15 protein-coding genes and 1 pseudogene are annotated in these 18,813 nt (G+C 69.3%); 4 read left to right on the forward strand and 12 right to left on the reverse strand.

From position 1 onward, the window contains the following. Positions 1 to 72: 72 nt before the first annotated feature. Positions 73 to 951: an alpha/beta fold hydrolase gene (locus DNL27_RS00290; RefSeq protein WP_112234354.1), complete on the reverse strand. Its 879-nt coding sequence runs from the start codon at positions 949 to 951 to the stop codon at positions 73 to 75. A gap of 93 nt (positions 952 to 1,044) precedes the next feature. Between DNL27_RS00290 and DNL27_RS00295 the strand changes: the two genes are divergently transcribed. Then, positions 1,045 to 3,483, forward strand: coding sequence for a DUF262 domain-containing protein (locus DNL27_RS00295; RefSeq protein ID WP_112234355.1), 2,439 nt, complete (start codon positions 1,045 to 1,047; stop codon positions 3,481 to 3,483). A 66-nt stretch (positions 3,484 to 3,549) separates the two neighbouring features. Next, the gene (locus tag DNL27_RS00300) at positions 3,550 to 6,804 is read left to right on the forward strand and encodes a DEAD/DEAH box helicase (RefSeq protein WP_112234356.1); all 3,255 of its coding nucleotides are present in this window, start codon (positions 3,550 to 3,552) and stop codon (positions 6,802 to 6,804) included. A 182-nt stretch (positions 6,805 to 6,986) separates the two neighbouring features. On the opposite strand, the gene DNL27_RS00305 is transcribed toward DNL27_RS00300, so the two are convergent. From DNL27_RS00305 to DNL27_RS00315, 3 genes are read right to left on the reverse strand one after another with little or no spacing between them, the layout of a single operon-like run. Next, a complete protein-coding gene (locus DNL27_RS00305) occupies positions 6,987 to 7,550 on the reverse strand; it encodes a DUF3349 domain-containing protein (RefSeq protein ID WP_012399372.1) in 564 nt (187 codons plus the stop codon). Continuing rightward, positions 7,547 to 7,807, reverse strand: a complete 261-nt coding sequence (locus tag DNL27_RS00310; protein WP_239494394.1) for a hypothetical protein — start codon at positions 7,805 to 7,807, stop codon at positions 7,547 to 7,549. Before DNL27_RS00310 ends, DNL27_RS00305 begins: the two co-directional genes overlap by 4 nt. Positions 7,808 to 7,818: 11 nt before the next feature. Next, positions 7,819 to 9,042, reverse strand: a complete 1,224-nt coding sequence (locus DNL27_RS00315; RefSeq protein WP_112234358.1) for an inorganic phosphate transporter — start codon at positions 9,040 to 9,042, stop codon at positions 7,819 to 7,821. A gap of 148 nt (positions 9,043 to 9,190) precedes the next feature. Here DNL27_RS00315 and DNL27_RS00320 point away from each other — a divergent pair, with 148 nt between their 5' ends. Then, positions 9,191 to 10,756 (forward strand): MFS transporter, encoded by a 1,566-nt coding sequence (locus DNL27_RS00320; protein WP_112234359.1) that lies wholly within the window; start codon positions 9,191 to 9,193, stop codon positions 10,754 to 10,756. A 178-nt stretch (positions 10,757 to 10,934) separates the two neighbouring features. Here the strand turns inward: DNL27_RS00320 and DNL27_RS12290 are convergent, their stop codons facing one another. The 4 genes and pseudogenes from DNL27_RS12290 to DNL27_RS00335 all read right to left on the reverse strand — a co-directional run bounded on the left by DNL27_RS12290 (position 10,935) and on the right by DNL27_RS00335 (position 14,205). After that, positions 10,935 to 11,168, reverse strand: coding sequence for a sulfurtransferase TusA family protein (locus DNL27_RS12290; RefSeq protein ID WP_226905974.1), 234 nt, complete (start codon positions 11,166 to 11,168; stop codon positions 10,935 to 10,937). Between the two features lie 312 nt (positions 11,169 to 11,480). Next, positions 11,481 to 12,389: pseudogene (locus DNL27_RS12295) on the reverse strand (YeeE/YedE family protein); the annotation flags it as partial. A gap of 347 nt (positions 12,390 to 12,736) precedes the next feature. Next, positions 12,737 to 13,219, reverse strand: coding sequence for a hypothetical protein (locus tag DNL27_RS00330; protein ID WP_112235701.1), 483 nt, complete (start codon positions 13,217 to 13,219; stop codon positions 12,737 to 12,739). Then, on the reverse strand, positions 13,216 to 14,205 hold the full coding sequence (locus DNL27_RS00335; RefSeq protein ID WP_112234361.1) for an NAD-dependent dehydratase: 990 nt from the start codon (positions 14,203 to 14,205) through the stop codon (positions 13,216 to 13,218). Before DNL27_RS00335 ends, DNL27_RS00330 begins: the two co-directional genes overlap by 4 nt. A gap of 159 nt (positions 14,206 to 14,364) precedes the next feature. On the opposite strand from DNL27_RS00335, the gene DNL27_RS00340 reads away from it, so the two are divergent. Continuing rightward, positions 14,365 to 14,601, forward strand: coding sequence for a hypothetical protein (locus tag DNL27_RS00340; protein WP_055085169.1), 237 nt, complete (start codon positions 14,365 to 14,367; stop codon positions 14,599 to 14,601). Positions 14,602 to 14,694: 93 nt separating this feature from the next. Here the strand turns inward: DNL27_RS00340 and DNL27_RS12220 are convergent, their stop codons facing one another. The 4 genes from DNL27_RS12220 to DNL27_RS00355 all read right to left on the reverse strand — a co-directional run bounded on the left by DNL27_RS12220 (position 14,695) and on the right by DNL27_RS00355 (position 18,604). Next, positions 14,695 to 14,856, reverse strand: a complete 162-nt coding sequence (locus tag DNL27_RS12220; RefSeq protein WP_204360304.1) for a hypothetical protein — start codon at positions 14,854 to 14,856, stop codon at positions 14,695 to 14,697. A gap of 84 nt (positions 14,857 to 14,940) precedes the next feature. Next, positions 14,941 to 17,205 carry a bifunctional anthranilate synthase component I family protein/class IV aminotransferase gene (locus DNL27_RS00345; RefSeq protein ID WP_239494395.1) on the reverse strand — a complete coding sequence of 755 codons (2,265 nt, stop codon included), beginning with the start codon at positions 17,203 to 17,205 and terminating at the stop codon, positions 14,941 to 14,943. A gap of 136 nt (positions 17,206 to 17,341) precedes the next feature. Then, positions 17,342 to 17,554 carry a DUF2945 domain-containing protein gene (locus DNL27_RS00350; RefSeq protein ID WP_055085167.1) on the reverse strand — a complete coding sequence of 71 codons (213 nt, stop codon included), beginning with the start codon at positions 17,552 to 17,554 and terminating at the stop codon, positions 17,342 to 17,344. Between the two features lie 30 nt (positions 17,555 to 17,584). Continuing rightward, the gene (locus DNL27_RS00355; protein WP_112234362.1) at positions 17,585 to 18,604 is read right to left on the reverse strand and encodes an NADP-dependent oxidoreductase; all 1,020 of its coding nucleotides are present in this window, start codon (positions 18,602 to 18,604) and stop codon (positions 17,585 to 17,587) included. Positions 18,605 to 18,813: the final 209 nt, after the last annotated feature.

Genomic DNA, 18,813 nt, shown 5'->3' on the forward strand with positions numbered 1-18,813 from the left:
GTGCACTTCCGCCACGGGAACCGAAGTTTCCCGCCGGTGGAAGTGCACTCGCATGTCTAACGGGAGACCCCCTCAGTTTTGTGCAGCGGCCGCCAGGTGCTCCTGGATCTCCGCCAGCACCTCGTCCGGGCGCTCCTCCACCATGAAGTGCCCGGTGGGAACCGCCCGGCCGGTGATGCGCGGCAACCACGGCCGCCACGCCTCCAGCGGATCCGTCTGGGCACCCACCACGCCGTTGCTGCCCCAGAGCAGCAGGGCGGGGAGGTCGCGGGAGGTGCCGCGGTCGGCGTCATCGTGCTCCCGGTCCACCCCGGCGGCCGCGGCGTAGTCCGCGCACCACGCGGCCACCACCGACGGGTTCTGGGCGGCGGCCTCGTAGGCGGCGAGCGCCTCGGGGTCGAATGTGTCCAGGGAACCGGGAGTGCCACTGAGTCCCCCGAGGGCCGCGTGCAGGAACGTGAGGGGCTCGGCGCTGATGAGCCCCTGCGGCATGGGTGCTGGCTGGGCCAGGAACAGCCAGTGGTAGTACCGGATGGCCAGCCAGTCGTCCATGAGCTCCCACACGGTGGGGGTGGGGAGGATGTCCAGCAGCGCCACGGAGCGCACGGCGTCCGGGGCGTCCAGAGTCATGCGGTGGGCGGTGCGGGCGCCGCGGTCGTGGGCCACCACGTGGAAGGACTCGTGGCCCAGGTGGCGCATCACGGCCACCATGTCCGCGGCCATGGCCCGGAAGCTGAAGTCCTCACTGGCCGCGGTGGATTCTCCGTAGCCGCGCAGGTCCGCGACGACCATGCGGTGGTCCCGCGCGAGGGCAGGACCCAGGCGGTGCCACATGGCGTGGGTCTGCGGGAAGCCGTGCAGCAGCAGGAGCGGCTCGCCCCGCCCGGCGGTCCGCACGTGGATGGTGGCCCCGGGGACCGGGATGCGGTGGGTCTCGAAGTTCTCGAACATGGGGCCATTGTGCGCGCCCCGGGGACCGCCGGGCGCTTCAGGCCCCTGGGAGGCGCCCCAAGCGCCTGCTCCCGCGACTCGTAAACTTGCCCCATGCGCGGACAGGTGACTGAAGTTCTCAAGGTGTACGGGATGCAGGAGCGGCAGCTGGTGATCCCCGTGTACCAGCGCAACTACGACTGGGGGCTGAAACAGTGCCAGCAGCTGCTGGAAGACCTCGTCAACGTCATCCAGCAAGGCCGGCCCAAGCATTTCTTCGGGGCCGTGGTGGGCCAGCCGGAGGGTTCATGGCGGTGGGTGGTGATCGACGGTCAGCAACGACTCACCACGGTCAGTCTGCTCATGCTGGCCCTTGCGGACCTCCTGGACGAGGGCACCCTCGAGTCGCGCGATCCAGGACTCGCCCACAGGATTCGCACCAGCTTCCTGCTGCTCAACGAGCAGCAGGACACACCCCGGTTCAAGCTCAAGCCCGTCAAGCATGATGCGGACGCCTACGCCTTGCTGTTCAGGTCTGACTCGGATCACATCGACACGTCCTCGGTGACCGCCAACTACCGTTTCTTCAAGGATCAGATCCCCCGACTGCCCATCGATGGGGACGACCTGTGGGCCGCGGTAGAGCGCCTCGAGGTCATGCATCTGGACCTGGAGCAGCACGACGATGCACAGCGCATCTTCGAATCGCTCAACTCCACGGGGCTGGCTCTGAGCGAAGCGGACAAGGTGCGGAACCTGGTTCTGATGGGCCTGGACGTCCACGAGCAGGAACGCGTCTACACCGACTACTGGAACCGTATTGAGGTCAACGTCGGCTATGACACCGGGGCATTCCTGCGCTGGTACCTGGTGACTCGCACCTCGCGCATCCCCCGCCAGGACCAGGTTTACGAGTCCTTCAAGAAGTACATCACCGAGACGGGGCTTCGAGGCGCTGAGCTGCTGGACGGGGTCCGGAAGTACTCCACCTACTACCGCCAGATCCGCACCGCCACCACCGGAAGCTCAAAGATCGACCTGCGTCTTCGCCGGCTCAACCTCTTGAAGACCGATGTCGTGCTCCCCCTGCTCATGCCCCTCTTCGAGTCGCGGGAGACCGGCGAGATCACGGACCTCGATCTTGCCGAGTGCATCCGCACCGTGGAGTCGTATATTTTCCGTCGCTACATTGCAGAAGTTCCGACGAATGCGCTGAACAAGGTGTTTGCCACGGTCTACAGGGACGTGAAGCGCATCCGCCCCGAAAACCGTTCCTTCGCCGAAGTCCTGGGGTACTCGCTGCGGAAGCGCTCCGGCTCCGGAGCCTTCCCCGATGACGCTGAGTTCATCAGCAGTCTTGAGGTGAAGAACCTGTACAACTTCAAGGGCGAGCGTCGGAAGTACCTGTTCGAGTGCTTGGAGAACCTGGATTCCAACGACACCAGAGACATCGCCAACGGCATTGAGGACGGGTCTCTCACCATTGAGCACGTCATGCCGCAGACGCTCACGCAGGCATGGCACGACGAACTGGGTGATGAGGCCCAGCGCATCCACGAGCAGTGGTTGAACCGGCTCGGCAACCTGACCGTGACCGGGTACAACTCCTCCTACTCGAACTCTTCGTACTCCACGAAACGCACCATGAAGCACGGATTCATGGAGTCCCCGTTCCGGTTGAACCTGGAGATGCGCAGCGCCGAACACTGGGGCGAGGACCAGCTGGCGGCACGGACCCGCCGTCTCTGCGCAGATGCGCTCACCTACTGGATCTATCCCGAGAGCGACTTCGAACCGGCCCGACCGCAGCTGCCCACGGAAGCACTGGGAACGGACACCAACTTCACGGGCAGGGCTGCTGTGTCCTTCACGTGGAACGAGCACCACGCCACGGTGGCCAACTGGCGGGACCTGACGGCCCGGGTATTCACGATCCTTCTGGTTGAGCACCGGGACGAGTTCCTCCAGTGGGCCCGGACCTCCGACTGGTTCCGCGTAGGCGCGGCCTACGACCCGGACGAGAACGGCGTGTACCGCCTGGACGACAGCATCGGCTGGAACGCATCGTCGAGCACCTGGACAAAGGTCTCCCTGATGCGCAGGGTTTTTTCCCACCTGGAGCTGGACCCCGAAGAGCTGATCATCACCCTGCGTTCGGACGAGACCGCGGAGCGGGGACAGGAAACCGCAGAAACTGCCGAGGGCGAGAACTTCCCCTACCTGGAAATCGTGAAGTTCCTGCCCCGCCTCGTTGAGCTCGAGGGCATGGCCACGGACGACCCCCTGGTGCAGGAAACGGTGGAGGAGTTCATGCAGTCCTTCCACCCGTTTCGGGACGAGCAGCCACTCAAGACCCTGGGGACCAGCGTGCGGAAGTTCTGCGCCGATCCGGAACGACGCGCCGCCGCGACTGCGGAGGAAACCATTGCCCTCATCTCCTCCAAGGTGGACGAGACGGAGCACGTGGATCCGGATGCCCTGGCCGAGGCAGCCGTGGGGGGCACCCTGTCCCTGTGGGTGGGGCGCCTGCGGGAAACGAGTCCCAGCACCTGAGATCTCGGACCGTCTCCTTCCGAGGCGCGCCCCAGAAGTGGCCACCGGCTGAGGCAGGATGGGGAAATGGCGATGTCTCAGATGAGTCCCGCGCAGCAGCGCATTCTGGACTACTGGTGGATGCTGGAGCTGTTCAGTCCGCAGCCGCTCCCCAAACTGACGCCCCGGTCAACACGGCCCGAGGACCGGCAGGTCGTGGCCTGGACATCCGATGCGCCCCTCCCGTGGGATTCACTGCCCGAGCCTCGACCTATGGGAAATACCCCGCGGGAGTGGCGGCATACGGTCTATCTCGGTGTTTACAAGGTGGAGGACACCTACGAGGTCATGCACTGGGTGTTCGCGGACGATCCGGACGCCTACGACGAGCGCCCCGGCGGTCGGAGCGCCTGCGCGGGGGTTCTGGTGGGCCACGACGGAAAGCTGATCGGGGACACCGCCACGCTCTCGTCCTGTCTCTGGGCGGTGGGCCGCCTCCTCCACCCGGGCCCGCGGGATCCGTCGTGGATGTCCGGTTTTGAGGCGGCGCAGGAATCCTTCGTGGAAGCCCTCGACGAGCTGGGGGGCCGTCGTCTGGAGCAGGAGAACTCGCACGAGGTTCCCCGGCTGGGCGAGCCGTATCTGAACGACATTCTGCGGGCCGCACACGCCGGCGCCGGCGTCCAGGGCCGCGAGGATCTCGCCACCCACCAGATCGTCATCGAAAGTCGAGTGGTCGCCGTACGCCCGCACGACAGCGTCAGCGACATGGACTTCCTCAACAGCTTCTACCTGCAGGATCTGGGCACCGTACGGCAGGCAGCGGCAGCGGGACGCAGCGGAACCGCCCTACTTGAGTACCTGACCGAGGACGGGAAGGAGACGTCCGCTGGACGAGTGGATGTCATCCAGCACCCCGAGGCAGTCGATGCCCGGACCCGTGTGGGCCAGCTGCCCTTGGGCCGCTGGCCTTCGAACCCCGAGCACCCGCTTGCCCTGAGCCAGCAGTTCGCGGTGAACCGCGCCCTTAACGACCTGCGCCAGAACCTCGGCGTCATGGGCGTCAACGGCCCGCCGGGCACCGGCAAGACCACGATGCTACGGGATGTGCTGGCGGGCAACGTGGTGGAACGAGCCCGCCGACTCGCAGCTCTCAACGATCCGTCCCGTGCCTTCACCGGATCAATGCACCGCTGGACGTCGGCGTCCGGGTACAGCAGATCGGTGCCGCAGCTCATTCCCGAGCTCACGGGGTTCGAGATGGTCGTGGCATCGGCGAACAACGCCGCTGTGGAGAACGTGGCGGTCGAAATCCCTTCTGCGGATGCGATTTCTTCGCCGTGGGAGAAGTCTGCCGACTACTTCAAGGACATTGCGACGGCGACTCTGCGGGCGGCCGCCGGAAAATCAGCAGCCGACGAGGCGGACACTCCAGGCTGGGGACTGGTGGCAGCCAGACTGGGCAAGAAGTCCAACCGCATGGCTTTCCAGAGCGCTCTCTGGTTCGACGAAAAAGCGTCGCGGGACCGGTCCACCGGGTCCGACGGCGCTCCGTCCCACAGCGGCGGGAGGACCTCGCCCCGGGTGGAGAGGGAGGGTCTCGACACCATTCTCAAGCACTGGGCCGAGGGCACCCGGCCGAAGCGCACCTGGGGAGAAGCCCAAGCAGTGTTCCAGCGTGCGCTGGAGCGCGTGGAGAACCTGATGGGGCAGCGCCAGGCCGCTGAAGGACGACGGGAAGAAGTCCAGTTACTGGTGCGTAAGATCGCCCGCCGGGAAGAACACCTGCGCACTCTCCGGGCGGAAGAAGGCCGGGCGCGCGAGATCCATCGCGCGCAGGTCCTGAGAGCCGGTGACCTGCAGAACGAGCTGGACACCGCGGCCGCCGCCTACCAGCAGCACATGGGCGAGAAGCCAGGCATCCTGGAAACCATCTTCACCCTGGGCGCCGCGCCACGTGAGTGGCGAACGCACCTGAGCCCGCTGAGCACGGCACTGGAGACCGCCCGGCAACGGTCCGCGTCCCACGTGGCCGAAATCGACCGCGTCCAGCGCCATCTGGCCAGTGTCCGGCAGGAGGCGGAGACAGCTGAACGGGATCTGGCAATGAAGACGTCGCGCAGGCGTTCCCTCGAGGCCCAGTGCGCCCAGGACCGCACGAGATACGGCAAGCACCACCCGGATGCCCACGCGTCCGTCGAGGACCGGGAGTTGCACGCCCCGTGGCTCGACCACGATCTCAGCAAGGCGCGTTCCGATCTCTTCCTCGCTGCCCTGGAGCTGCACCAGGACTTCATGGCCGCCACTGCCACCACCATGAGACAGGGACTGAGAGCAGCTTGCGAAGTGGTGGCGGGAGACCACCCGCGGAAACTGGAGCGGGAGAAACTGCGCACCGCATGGCAGCTGTTCTTCCTGGTGGTGCCGCTGGTGTCATCAACCTTTGCGTCGCTGGGGCGAATGTTCGGTGACGTAGGCCCCGAAGCATTCGGGTGGCTCCTCATCGACGAGGCAGGACAGGCATGTCCCCAGTTCGCGGTGGGAGCCATCTGGCGCGCACAGCGCGTTCTCGCGGTCGGCGATCCCCTGCAGCTGCAGCCGGTGGTCACGATTCCCCCGAAATCGCGGCGAGACATCGCTGCGGCGTACGGCGTCTCTGCGACGTGGATACCGCCCCGCGCCTCCGTTCAGACCCTTGCCGACCGAATCTCTCCCTACGGCACCGTTCTTCCGCAGGGCGAGCAGGACGTGTGGGTCAGCGCCCCGCTCAAGGTGCACCGGCGCTGCGACGACCCCATGTTCTCCCTGTGCAACCGCATTGCCTACAACGGGATCATGGTGAACGGGGTTCCAAAGCCCCGCGCCAAGGACGCAGCCGTCGACCCCTTCGAGGACACGGGGACGGGGCCGGCAGTCGCGTGGAGCTACTGGGCGGATGAGCCCGCGACCACCCCCGGAACACACCTGCAGATGGGGCAGGTCAAGCGGCTGGAGAAGGCGCTTGAGTATCTGGACGAGAAAGGCGTGGACCCGTCACGAGTGATTGCCATATCCCCGTTCCGTGATGTGTCGAACCATCTGCGGCAGCTCGTGGACCGCAAGAAGTATCCCGGTCTGCAGGCGGGCACGATCCACACGGCTCAGGGCCGAGAGGCGGATGTCGTCATCCTGGTTCTGGGAGGAGATCCCGCAAGCCCGGGGGCCAAGGCCTGGGCGGCGTCAACCGTGAATCTGGTGAACGTCGCGGCCAGCCGCGCCAGGCGCCGGCTGTACGTCATTGGTGACCGTTCAGAGTGGTCCGGTCACCGATACTTCTCGGACCTGTCCGATGCCCTGAAGTGAGCATCTGAACGGTCCCGGAGGAGGGCCAAGGCCACCGCGTCCGAGGAGAGCTTCTGCCACCGAAAGGCGCGCTGTCGGTGGCAGAACTTCCCCTGACGCGTCAGGCGCCTGTTGCGGGGCACCGCCGCAGGGTAGAACCCGCCCTCCGCAGTTCGGCTCGGTCCCCACCCGCGGAGCCGCCCCTACTCCCCCTCGAACGGCCAGCCGTGGGCCTCGAGCATCGCGCGGATGCGTGCGAGTTCCTCGGGCTTGGGCTCGTCCTCGGTGGCGCGCTGGATGGCGGCGCGGGCGTCCGCCTCGGAGGGCGCCACCCCCTGCTCGCGGGCGTCGTGGGCGAGCTGGTCCGCAATCGCGGCCATGTCCTCGTCGTTGAGCTGCGGGCGCAGCACCGCGAGCACGGGCAGGTAGTCCTGGGCGGGCACCCCGTTGGGGTAGTCGGCGCGCAGCCAGTTCATCACCCGGGCCACGTAGCCGGGCTGGCGGGGCGGCTCGTCCTGGCTCGCACCCGCGAGAGGCCACCCGGCGCGCGCGAGCTCCGCGGCGACGTCGCCCAGCTGTTCCGCGGAGGCCGCGGCGGGCCCCAGGAGGTCTCCCGCCGGGATGTCCAGGGTCTCGAGCAGCCGCTCGGTGCGGTGGGGGCCCACCGTGCGGGCCAGCAGCTCCGCGAGCGCCACGTGCTGCTCCGGGGGAACACCGTGGGGGTAGGCGGCGCGAATGTGGTCGAGTGCCGCATCAAAGGTCATCATCCGAACACCGAGATCCCTAGGTAGTGGTCCAAGCTCTTGCGGGTGATCCACAGGACCCCGATCACCACGGCAGCGAGCACGATCGCAAAGCAGAGTACCGCCCCGGCGAGCGCCAGCGGTTTGCGGCGGGCAACGCCGTCCGGGTCGGGCTCGGGGGTGGCCCGGCTCCACAGGGTGATGCCCACCGTGAACAGCGCGGGCAGTCCCGCCCCGAAGCACAGCCCGGCGAGCAGCACGGCGAGGACAGATCGGGACATCTCGACAATCATCAGCGGGCCACCTCCTGGGCGTCGGCGCGGTCGGAGTCGGCGGGGACCACGGAGTGCGTGTCCTCGTCCCAGTCCGCGTTCACGTTGTGGCGGTCCACCTTCTGGTGCCGGGACCGCGCGAAGATCACGGCGGAGGCCACCACCAGCAGCAGGAAGATCACCACGGCGCCGGACAGCCCGCCCACGGCCCGAGCGATGATGAAGCACACCGCACCCACCACGGCCGCGGCGGGCAGGGTGAGCAGCCACCCCACGACCATGCGCCCGGCCACACCCCACCGCACGCGCGCGCCGGGCTTGCCCACGCCCGAACCCAGGATGGAACCGGTGGCCACGTGCGTGGTGGACAGCGCCATGCCGAAGTGGCTGGAGGTCAGGATGATGGCCGCCGAGGACGCCTCGGCCGCCATGCCCTGCGGCGGTTCGATCTCCACAAGGCCCTTGCCGAGCGTGCGGATCACGCGCCAGCCGCCCAGGTACGTGCCCAGGGCGATGGCCACCGCGCAGCTCACGATGATCCACACCGGCAGCCCGCTGCTCTCGATCCCCTGGACGCTGAGGCTGCCGTGGGCGATCAGCGCCAGGGCAATCACGCCCATGGTCTTCTGCGCGTCACCGGTGCCGTGGGCCAGGGACACCAGCGACGCCGTTCCCACCTGTCCCCAGCGGAACCCCCGGTCCCGGTGCGCCTGGGACGCCGCGCGGCCGATGAGGTAGACCAGGGCGGTGCCCACGGCGGCCACGCACCCGGCGATGAACGGCGCCAGCGCGGCCGGGACAAGGATCTTCTGGACCACACCGGCCCAGTTCACGCCGGCCACGCCCAGGGAGGCGAGCCCGGCCCCGATCAGCCCGCCGAACAGCGCGTGAGAGGAGCTGGAGGGCAGCCCGAACAGCCACGTGGCAAGGTTCCAGAGGATGCCCCCGATCAGCCCGGAGAAGATGAGGGTCAGGGCAATGGTGGGGTCCAGCCCGGAGACGAGTCCGCCGTCCTTGGTCTGGATGAGCAGCACGTCCCTGGTGACCGTGGTGGCCACTTCCACCGACAGGAACGCGCCCACCAGGTTCAGCACCGCGGACAGGGCCACCGCGGTGCGGGGCTTGAGCGCCCCGGTGGCGATGGAGGTGGCCATCGCGTTGCCGGTGTCGTGGAATCCGTTGGTGAAGTCGAAGGCCAGAGCGGTCACGACCACCAGGCCCAGGATCACCAGTTCAACTGTCATCTGACCAGGATGACCGCACCGGGCGTCGCAGACCAAACCCGGCCCCAGGACGGCCCGGGGGGCATGCACCCGATAACCACCGCATGCGAACGCACACACCCGACCGGCCCTGGAACGCCGCGCCGGACAGCACGTGCATACTTTCTCCATGACCTCAGACTCCCACCGCGATCCGAGCTCCGGCGAGACCTGGCACGAGCGCTCCCCCGCCACGGGAACCGGCGAGCTGCCCATCCTCAGCCCGCGCCCGGATCCCCAGACCCACCGGGGCTACGCCCACGGCACGGATCCGCGGCGGTGGCGGATCCTGGCGGTGCTGCTCGTGGCCATCTTCATGTCCCTGGTGGCTGTGAGCATCATCAACGTGGGGTTGCCCTCCATCCAGGAGGGGCTGGGCGCCTCCGAGTCCCAGCTGCAGTGGATCCTCTCCGGCTACGCACTGACCTTCGGGGTGGTGCTGGTGGCGGGTGGCCGCGCCGGGGACGTGTTCGGGCGCGGGTTCCTGTGGATGCTCGGGGTGGCCATCTTCACGCTGTCCTCGATCGCCGCGGGCCTGGCCCCGGATCCCACCATGCTGATCGTGGCGCGCTTCGTGCAGGGGGTGGGCTCCGGGCTGCTCAACCCTCAGGGCGTGGCCATGATCCAGCAGTACTTCAAGGGAGCGGAGCGCGGGAAGGCGTTCGGCATGCTGGGCAGCGCCGTGGGTGTCTCCGTGGCCATCGGCCCGGTCCTGGGAGGTCTGCTGATCCAGACGGGCGGCGCGTCCGAGGGGTGGCGGTGGCTGTTCGTGGTGAACGTCCCCGTGGGCGTCGTCGCGCTTGTGCTCGCGTTCCTGTGGTTCCCCCGCCCGCTGCTGCGCGGGCCCGAGGGCACCACCATCCGCCACGCCCTGCGGGAGATGGACCCCACGGGTGCGGTGCTCCTGGGCATCGCGCTGCTCGCCACCCTGCTTCCGTTCATCGAGGCCGGCTCCCCCGGCACGAGCCCGTGGGTGTGGGCCCTGCTCGCGGTCGCCGCCATGTTCCTGGCCCTGTGGATCGCGTGGGAGAAGCGCTTCAAGGCCTCCGGGCACCAGCCCATGGTGGACCTGAACATCTTCAGGGTCAGCAGCTTCCTCAACGGCACCCTGCTGATCTCGCTGTACTTCCTGGGCATCACGAGCGTGTGGGTGCTTGTCACCCTCTACATGCAGAAGGGGCTCGGCCACACCGCGCTGGCCGCCGGTTGCGTGGGCCTGCTCAACGCCCTCGCGAGCGCGGTGGCCTCCAACCTTGCCGGCAGCCGCGTGAACCGGATGGGCCGCAAGATCGTGGTGCTCGGCATGCTCAGCGTGGTCGTGGGCCTGCTGCTGAGCATGGCGGTGATCCTGCTGCACGACTCATGGCACATCAGCGAGTGGTGGCTCGTGCTCACCCTGGGCTTCGTGGGTTTCGGCCAGGGCGCCGTGGTGAGCCCCAACCAGACACTCACGCTCGCGGAGGTGCCGCTCGAGTACGCGGGCAGCGCCGGTGGTGTGATGCAGACCGGCCAGCGCGTGGGCACCGCCGTGGGCATCGCCATGATCACCGCGGTGGCGTACGGAGTGATCGCCGGCCAGGGCTGGTCCGTGGGCATCGCGGCGGGACTGGGCGTTGTGGTGCTCGTGGTGCTCGTCGCCCTGGCCGTGGCCCTGCGGGACATGCGCCACCGCGCCCGGCAGGACTCCCGCGCCTGAGTCACGGCGCCCACACCACGACGCCGCCGGAGCGCTCACCCCCCCGGTGGGCCCGCGCTCCGCACCGTTCCGGTGGTACGACGCCGCCGCCGCCCCCCCTGCCTGGGCCCCCTGGCGGGTGGGGTCCATGAAACGCAGAGGTGGCGCGGCGGTGCCGTGAACCGGGATGCCTGCCGGGTCAGCCCTTCTTGAGGGTGATCTGCCAGCTGGCGTCGCCCTTCTCCACGAAGTCGGTGACCTCGTGGCCGTCCGTGGCTGCCCACTGCGGGATGGCCTCGGTGGCCTGGGTGCAGTCGAAGTCGATCACCAGGTGGTCGCCGGTCTGCAGGGTCTGCATGACGTCCTTGGCCTCGATCAGCGGGAACGGGCACACGGCACCGAGCGAGTCCAGGGCGTAGTAGCCGTCGCCCAGGCCCGTGAGCTTCTTCGACGGTGCACCTGCCGGGTCCTTGACCATGAGCGCGGTGGGTGCCGCGGCGAAGCCCGAGAACACGTTCCCACCCGAGGTGCGGGGAGCGCCCGCGGTGGGGGCGGCGTCGATCGAGTTGTCGTCCGGTGCGGTGGCGTCCACCGTGTGGTCCAGGCTCTGGACGGTGGAGTAGGTGCCGTCTTCGCCGGTGGCGGGCTGCGTGACGGTGGGCTTGAGCCAGATCTTCGTGGCCACGGCCACGCCCAGGGCGATGAACAGCAGCGCGATCCAGCCCTGGAACGTGAACAGGCTGGTCTGGACCATGCCGTTGCCCACGGTGCAGCCACCGGCCAGGGCCGCGCCCACACCCATGAGCAGGCCGCCCGCGATGGAGCGCACCGTGGTGGTGGCGTCCGGGACGCGCACGCGGAACTCACCCGTGGACTTGGCGGCGATGAACGAGCCGACCAGGATGCCGAGCACGAGCATCACGCCCCAGTCCAGCTTCCCGTCCGCTCCGGTGACCAGGAAGTTCAGCAGGTTGGCGGTGGGGGTGGTGATGCCCAACCCGTCATTGCGGCCGGTCGCGGCGGACAGCGGCCACGCGATGACGCCGATCAGACCCACGAGCGCACCGGCGGTGTAGACGTGCAGGGGCTTCTTCCATGCGGGACGACTGTTCAGCCGTGCGGGCTTCACGGTGTTCTTCTCGCGGTTGAGGAAGTGGCGCACCATCACACCGGTGACCGCGGCCAGGACGATCACGAACAGCCACGGGGAGACGCCCAGGGCACCGGGGATGGTGGTGAGCCCGGTGTCCCACTGCTTCATACCGGAGTTGAAGCCCTTGAGCACGCCGGTCTTCATGGCGGACGCGGACAGCGCGTACATGGCCAGCGCAATCCAGGAGCCCACCAGCCCCTCACCCGAGCGGTACCACGTGCCGGAGGCGCAGCCACCGGCCAGGATGATGCCCACCCCGAACATGAACCCGCCCACGACCACGGCCAACGGCATGAACGAGGGGTAGTCGGGGGAGATCACCCCGAGGGTGGTGAGCGCCGCGAGCCCCACGGCGTGCACCGTGATCACCACGAGCAGAGCCGTGAACGTGCGCCACGAGCGCTGCAGGAAGATGTCCCGCAGCATGCCCGTCACGCAGAAGCGTCCGCGCTGCATCACGATGCCGAGCACGGCACCGAGGACGAGTCCGGAAAGGATCATGAGTGTGTACCTGGTTCCTGTGCGCCCGGGAGAGCGCACGTGTCGGAAATGGTTGACGAGGGAAGGACCACTACTGAACTACGCTCGGGCGCCGAGGTCCAGGGAGGTGTCACACGGCGCAACAGTGGGCCCAAGTTTGCTGCCCGAGTCGATGTTCCAGACTGAGGTATGCAGTCCACCCCCGCACCACCCCCGAGCAGGCTCCCGGCGACCACAACGGCGTCGTGATCCCCGCGGACACGCCTTTTGGGGTCAGAGGCACCGGCGGGTCCACCGCGCCCGCGTGGTCCGGGGCGTGTGCCAACAACTGTGCCACCCAGCTGATCGGGGGAGATGACTCAAGCCGATCACCCGGAGCAAAACTGAGGTTTTGTCGGCCATGATGAGAGGCCCCTGCTCAACACCGCCTTGAGCGCCTCCCCCACCCGCCCCACCGACATCGGCACCTGCCCGAACACCGATCTAGGGATCGGACGGCGGCACAGCTCCGCCGTGCGGGGCTCGTCCCAGTCCACGTAGACGTACCAGCCGCCGGTGTCGCCATCACGGACCTCCGGGGGGTCGGCCTCCACACCGCCCACCTCGAACGCCGTCCGCCGGACCCTCCCCACCGCGCACAGTTCCTGCCGTTTGGACAGGTACGCCCAGATCACGTCCCCGGACTTCATGGTGCGGAAGCCCGTGGGCAGGCACCAGCGGTCGATGGGCTGCGAGCGCCCGATGGCCTCCCACACCTCGGTCGCGTCCTCACGGGTGCGCCAGTCCGCGGGCATGTGCTCCGCGTGCGATGCGGGGTTGATCGGCAGGAACCAGTGGACGTCCTCGCTCATCCTCGCCCCACCCACGAGTCCGCGGAGCCGTCCGCCAGCAGCGCGTCGTACCCCTCCCGGTACGTGGGGTACCGCCATTCCTCGCGGGGCACCAGGCCGTGCACCAGCTCCCCGTCCACGATCTTCCCGAGCGGCCCCTCCCCCGGCCCGGAGTCGTCCGGGGGCACGGGCACGCCCAGCCGGTGCGCGAGGTGCGCGGCCACGTCACCCAGCAGGGCGGCGTCGTGGTCCACGGCGTGCAGCAGCCGCGGGAGCCGGGAAGCAGCCGACGACGCCGCCGCGCCGCCTCCCCCCGCGACCGTCCCGTTCTGCGGGACGTCCGTTCGCTCACTCTCTGCAGCACCGCCCCCACCGGTGGTCAACGCCCGCTCGCCCGCCACGGTGCCGCGCTCCAGCAGCGTGGCCAGGACCGTCACGAGGTCGTCCCGGTGGATGCGGTTGGTCACCCGCCGGTGGGCCAGGGGCGCCCCGCGGCGCACGCGCTCGACCATGGACGTGCGTCCCGGCCCGTAGATGCCCGCGGGCCGCACGATCACGCGGTCAGGGAACAGCTCCGCCGCCAGCTCCTCCGCCGCGAGCAGCACGTGGGCGGTGGGCCGCTGCGGATCGGGCGGGGTGTCCTCGGTGACGCGTTCGCCGTCGCCACCGCCCAGCACGCCCGTGGAGGACACCAGGACCACGAGCGGCTCCTGCTCCCCGAGCGCGCGCCGCAGCCCACGCAGGCCGCCCAGGTAGGTGTGCTCGTAGCCGGCGACGTCGTGGCCGTCCGACGTGAGGGTGACCACCACCGCGTCGACCGCAGGAAGCAGCGTGTCCCCGGGCTCGGTGAGGTCCAGCGTAAGGCCGGTGAGCGGCGCGGGCAGCCGGTCCGCGTGGCGGCGCACACCCGTGGCCGCCCACCCCCGCTCCACCAGTCGCAGGCCCAGCGCGGTTCCCACGTCCCCGCAACCGGCCAGCAGAACGCGTCGTGATTTCGTCCCAGTCATGCCCCCACCCTGCCACGCGGCTCCGCGCGGACCACACCGCAGGGTGTCGAACAAAATGTCGTCACCCCACTTATCACCGCTCCGGGAACGGGCTACGCTGAGAAATCCCAAGCCTCGCATCACCTCGTCGGCCCTCCGGGCCTGAATGGAGATCACACCATGATCATGAAGACCCTGCACGACGCCGGTATCCGCTCCGAGTACGCCTACACCGCAGGCATGGGCTCGATCGCCTTGTCCTTCGTGTCGTGGGGAATCTCGCGTCTCAAGAGCGACGACTCCAAGGCCCAGTCGGACCGCTGGGGCATCTTCGTGGGCCACTGGGCGCCCACCTTCATGAGCGTGGGCCTGGCTCTCGCCCAGTACGAGCAGACCCTCGAGAACAAGAAGAAGTAGCCACCGACTCCGCAGCCACTCGGCGCAGAAGAACCGCCCCGCACCTTCGTGGTGCGGGGCGGTTCGCCTGTCAGCGGCTGCCCGGTGCGGTGCTCAGTGCCCGTAGCCCTGGGACTGCTCCTCCGTGCCGGCCTGCTCCTCGAAGAACTCCCGCTGCTCCTGGGTGTTCGCCTGCTCGGCGGCCTTCTGGCGCTGCTCGTCGGTGTCCACCTGGCTGACCGACTCGGTGTTCTCGTCCTGCGGGTTCTTGCCCATGGCTGCGCTCCTTCGCGGTTGCGTGGTGCGCCGCCCCGAGCTCCGCGGCCCGGACGACGGCGCCGTGCCCCGAGCATCCTCACCTCACCGGGTCGTGTCAATGGGGGCGATGCCTCCCGTTCGCCACGGGGCGTCCGCGAGCGCGCGCTGCACCCACACCGTCACGGGCCCAGGGGCCCACGCACCCACACCGTGGATCTCCCCCACGGGCCGGGCACCCCGCAGGGCGTTGGTCACAAACACCTCCGACGCCCCAGCGATGTCCGTGAGAGTGATGTCTTGTTCACGGACCTCGTACCCGGCGGCCCGCAGGGTCGGGAGCACCCGGGCGCGCATCACCCCGGGCAGGATCCGGCCGTCCACGGGCGGTGTGGTGACCACGCCGTCGCGCACCACGAACACGTTGGCCCGCCCGGTCTCCAGCACCGTGCCGTCCTCGTCCACCAGCAGCGGATCGCACACCGGGGACCACGGACCGGGTGTCGTGTCCAGGGCGCGGCGGTCCGCCCACTTGTGGCGGCCCCACCCGCCGGGCACCACCACCGGGTGCAGCACCCACGGATCCACGGGAGGGGCCGCGCCGGGAGGGTTCAGCGGGGCGTGGGTCATCTCGAGACACAGACTCCCAGCGTCCGGAACTGCCGTGACCCGCAGCCGGTGCGGGCCATCCAATCCGGCGGCACGCTGGAGGAGCTGCTCTGCGAGCGCGCCCGGCAGCTCATGGGAGAAGCACGCCCGCACGCTGCTCCCGAGCCTTGCCAGGTGCTCCACCAGCTGCTCGGGACGCCCCTCGCGGACGAGCATCGTGGTGAAGACCCCCAGGGAGGGGTCGGGGGTCGAGCGGATCACGGGCGCGTCCCGCAGCGAGGCTGCCGCGCGCGACGGCGCCCCACCGCCTCCCACGCACGCCGGGGTCGCCACCTCCGAGGACTCCGCGTGCTCACACCACTCCCGGGACAGCTCGGGCCCGAAGCGGGCGCCGACCGCATCCAGCAGCGGGGCGGCCTTCACGAGGGTCTCGAACGCCTCCCCGTCCGGGTCCGAGTCGGCGACGATCCCGCCACCCACACCCAGGCGCACCGTGGCGCCCGAGAACTCGAACGTACGGATGGCCACGTTCATGGCCAGCCCCGCCACGGGACTCGCGTACCCGATCCCACCGGTGTAGACGCCCCGCGCGGTGGTCTCCAGTGCGTTGATGATCTCGGTGGCCCTGACTTTCGGCGCCCCCGTGCACGAACCGGGCGGGAACGTGGAGCGCAGGAGGGCGGCGTCGTCGAGCTCCGGGCGCAGCGTGCCGTGGACGTCCGCGACCAGGTGGTGGACGCCCGTGTGCGGCTCCACGCGCGGCACGGCGGGGCTCAGGACGGAGCCGGGGACGCACGCGCGGGAGAGGTCGTTGCGCATGAGGTCCACGATCATCACGTTCTCCGCGCGGTTCTTGGCGGAGGCGTGCAGCTCGCGGGGGTCCGAGTCCGCGGGCGCGGTGCCCTTGATCGGGGACGTGAGCACGGCGGTGCCCGTCCGACGCAGGTAGAGCTCGGGTGAGAAGCTGGCCACCGCGCCGCCCGGCACGCGCAAGAACCCGGCGAAACGCGGCCGCAGCCGCTCGTACCCGGTGCAGAACAGGTCCAGTGGGTCACCGTCGAATGCCGCCGTGAGCTCTCGGCAGATGTTCGCCTGGAAGATGTCCCCGTCCCGGATGTGCGCCAGCGCGCGCCGCACGGCCTCGGCGTGGGCCGCGCCGGTCACGGCGGCCTCGAACGGCCCGCACCGGTACGAGCGCGGCGCGGACGCCCCGGACGATGACGCCGGGCCGGCCCCGAGCGCCCGTTCCACCACCGCGATCGTCTCGGCCGCCCGGGCAGGGTCCGCACCGGGCAGGGACTCACAGAACCAGCGGTCCGCAGCGCTGTCGTGCACCAGGACGTGGTCGTAGCGCGCCAGGTGGTGCTCCGGCAGACCGCCCGAGTGCGGAGGTGCGGGCGGGAGCGACTCGAGGCGGCGCGAGAGCTGGTAGCCGAGGTAGCCGATCCACCCGCCGCCGAACCGGGCGGGGTTTTCAACGGTGCGTTCGGCGGAGGCGCGGGCCGGGGCGGCGACACCGCGCCGGCCCCCGCCCGCGCTGGGCGGTGCGGCACCCTCCGCAGTGCGCGCGGCGACGTCGTCCCCGGAACCCAGTGCGACGAACGGGTCCTCGTCCGCACCCAGCACGCGCGTGGGCCGGATGCCGACCACCGCGTCCCCGTGCATCCAGTCCTCGAGCAGTGCCGCAAGCCCGGGCTCGTCGCGCAGCGCACGCAGCATCTGCACGGGACTCACGCGGTGCGGCAGGGCGGTGCGGGGCACGGGTTCCTCTCGAAGGCGGGGGCTGGCCGAGCCCATGATACGAACCCGCCGCCCCTCGCGGGTGCGCGGGGCGGCGGGTTCGACGAGGCAGGGGCGGGTGGCAGCGGCGTCGCCGTCCCGGGCCGCACCCGCGCGCTCAGTCCTCGGAGGCGGCCTCCAGGGCGGAGGCGTGGTGCGCGGCCTGCGAGCCGGTCTTCTCCGACTCGACCACGTGCACCGGATCGTCGTCCGTGGCCTTGAACGTCTGGCCCTTGAACTCGAACTCGTCCGTGTGCGTGGACCGGACCGTCCCCTGGGTGGGCCCCTGCGGGGTGTTCCACTGAACGCGGTCGCCCGTGCTGAACGCCATGGTGTGCCTCTCCTCAGTGGTGCGCGGTGATCAGATCTTCACGACCATCTTGCCGGTGTTCGCGCCCTTCATCATGTCGATGAAGGCGTCCACGGCGTGGTCCAGGCCCTCCACCACGGTCTCGTCGTAGGCGATCTTTCCGGAGGTGAACCACTCGGTCATCCGGGAGGTGTACTCCTCGGTGACGTCCCAGTGGTCACCCATGGTGAAGCCTTCGAGCATGAGCGAGTTTTTGATGATGTTGCCCATGTTGTCCGGACCGCAGGGGCGCTCGGTGGAGTTGTACTGGCTGATCGCGCCGCACACCGCCACCCGGCCGTGCCGGTTCAGCACGTCGAGGGCCGCCTCGAGGTGGTCGCCGCCCACGTTGTCGTAGTAGACGTCCACGCCGTCCTCGCCCACGGCCTTCGCGAGCTGCTCACGGATGGGGGCGTCCTTGTAGTTGAGCACCGCGTCGAAGCCGTACTTCTCGGTGAGCAGCTTCGCCTTCTCGTCCGAACCGGCGGAACCGATCACGTAGGAGGCGCCCAGCTGCTTGGCGATCTGACCGGCCGCGGAGCCCACGGCACCGGCCGCACCGGAGACGAACACGCGGTCGCCCTCCTTGAGCCCGGCAATGCGGGTGAGTCCGGTGTAGGCGGTCATGCCCGTCATCCCCAGGATGCCCAGGTACACGGACAGCGGGGTGTCCGGGAGCTCCTGGATGGCGGTGAACTCGTCCGCGGCGCCCTGTGCGAGGTCCCGCCAACCGTACTGGTGCAGCACGGGGGTGCCCTCGGGCAGCTTCTCGGAGCGGGACTCGACCACGCGGCCCACGGCGCCGCCGGTCATGGTCTCGTTCAGCGCGAACGGCGGCACGTAGCTCTTCTCGTCCCGCATGCGGCCGCGCATGTAGGGGTCCACGGAGATGAACTCGTTGCGCACGCGCACCTGGCCGTCCTGCAGCTCGGGCAGCTCCACGGTCTCGGTGCGGAAGTTCTCGGGCTCGGGCCACCCCTCCGGGCGGGAGACGAGCTGGATCTGGGTGCTGGTGGAATCGTTGGTAGCCATGTCTGCATCGTGGCACGCCCAGACGCTTGCCGCAGCAAGGATTCGCGTGGAGCGGACGGGTAGGAAATCGGGAATAACCGATTGATGGCTTCTGACGCACATCTGGCGGTGCCTGTCCCGTGCGCACCGCGCCCGCGGTGACGGCTCCCGGGACGCGAGCGGGCGGCGTCACCGTCCATCCCCGCGGCACTGCCCCCGGGCGACGACGC

The sequence above is a fragment of the Kocuria sp. BT304 genome (assembly GCF_003290245.1).
GTDB lineage: Bacteria > Actinomycetota > Actinomycetes > Actinomycetales > Micrococcaceae > Kocuria > Kocuria rhizophila_A.

Excerpts from the sequence above, each read along its gene's own strand:
- DNL27_RS00290 (WP_112234354.1), bottom strand. The coding sequence starts at position 951 with ATGTTCGAGAACTTCGAGACCCACCGCATCCCGGTCCCCGGGGCCACC.
- DNL27_RS00295 (WP_112234355.1), top strand. The coding sequence starts at position 1,045 with ATGCGCGGACAGGTGACTGAAGTTCTCAAGGTGTACGGGATGCAGGAG.
- DNL27_RS00300 (WP_112234356.1), top strand. The coding sequence starts at position 3,550 with ATGGCGATGTCTCAGATGAGTCCCGCGCAGCAGCGCATTCTGGACTAC.
- DNL27_RS00305 (WP_012399372.1), bottom strand. The coding sequence starts at position 7,550 with ATGATGACCTTTGATGCGGCACTCGACCACATTCGCGCCGCCTACCCC.
- DNL27_RS00310 (WP_239494394.1), bottom strand. The coding sequence starts at position 7,807 with ATGTCCCGATCTGTCCTCGCCGTGCTGCTCGCCGGGCTGTGCTTCGGG.
- DNL27_RS00315 (WP_112234358.1), bottom strand. The coding sequence starts at position 9,042 with ATGACAGTTGAACTGGTGATCCTGGGCCTGGTGGTCGTGACCGCTCTG.
- DNL27_RS00320 (WP_112234359.1), top strand. The coding sequence starts at position 9,191 with ATGACCTCAGACTCCCACCGCGATCCGAGCTCCGGCGAGACCTGGCAC.
- DNL27_RS00330 (WP_112235701.1), bottom strand. The coding sequence starts at position 13,219 with ATGAGCGAGGACGTCCACTGGTTCCTGCCGATCAACCCCGCATCGCAC.
- DNL27_RS00335 (WP_112234361.1), bottom strand. The coding sequence starts at position 14,205 with ATGACTGGGACGAAATCACGACGCGTTCTGCTGGCCGGTTGCGGGGAC.
- DNL27_RS00340 (WP_055085169.1), top strand. The coding sequence starts at position 14,365 with ATGATCATGAAGACCCTGCACGACGCCGGTATCCGCTCCGAGTACGCC.
- DNL27_RS12220 (WP_204360304.1), bottom strand. The coding sequence starts at position 14,856 with ATGGGCAAGAACCCGCAGGACGAGAACACCGAGTCGGTCAGCCAGGTG.
- DNL27_RS00350 (WP_055085167.1), bottom strand. The coding sequence starts at position 17,554 with ATGGCGTTCAGCACGGGCGACCGCGTTCAGTGGAACACCCCGCAGGGG.
- DNL27_RS00355 (WP_112234362.1), bottom strand. The coding sequence starts at position 18,604 with ATGGCTACCAACGATTCCACCAGCACCCAGATCCAGCTCGTCTCCCGC.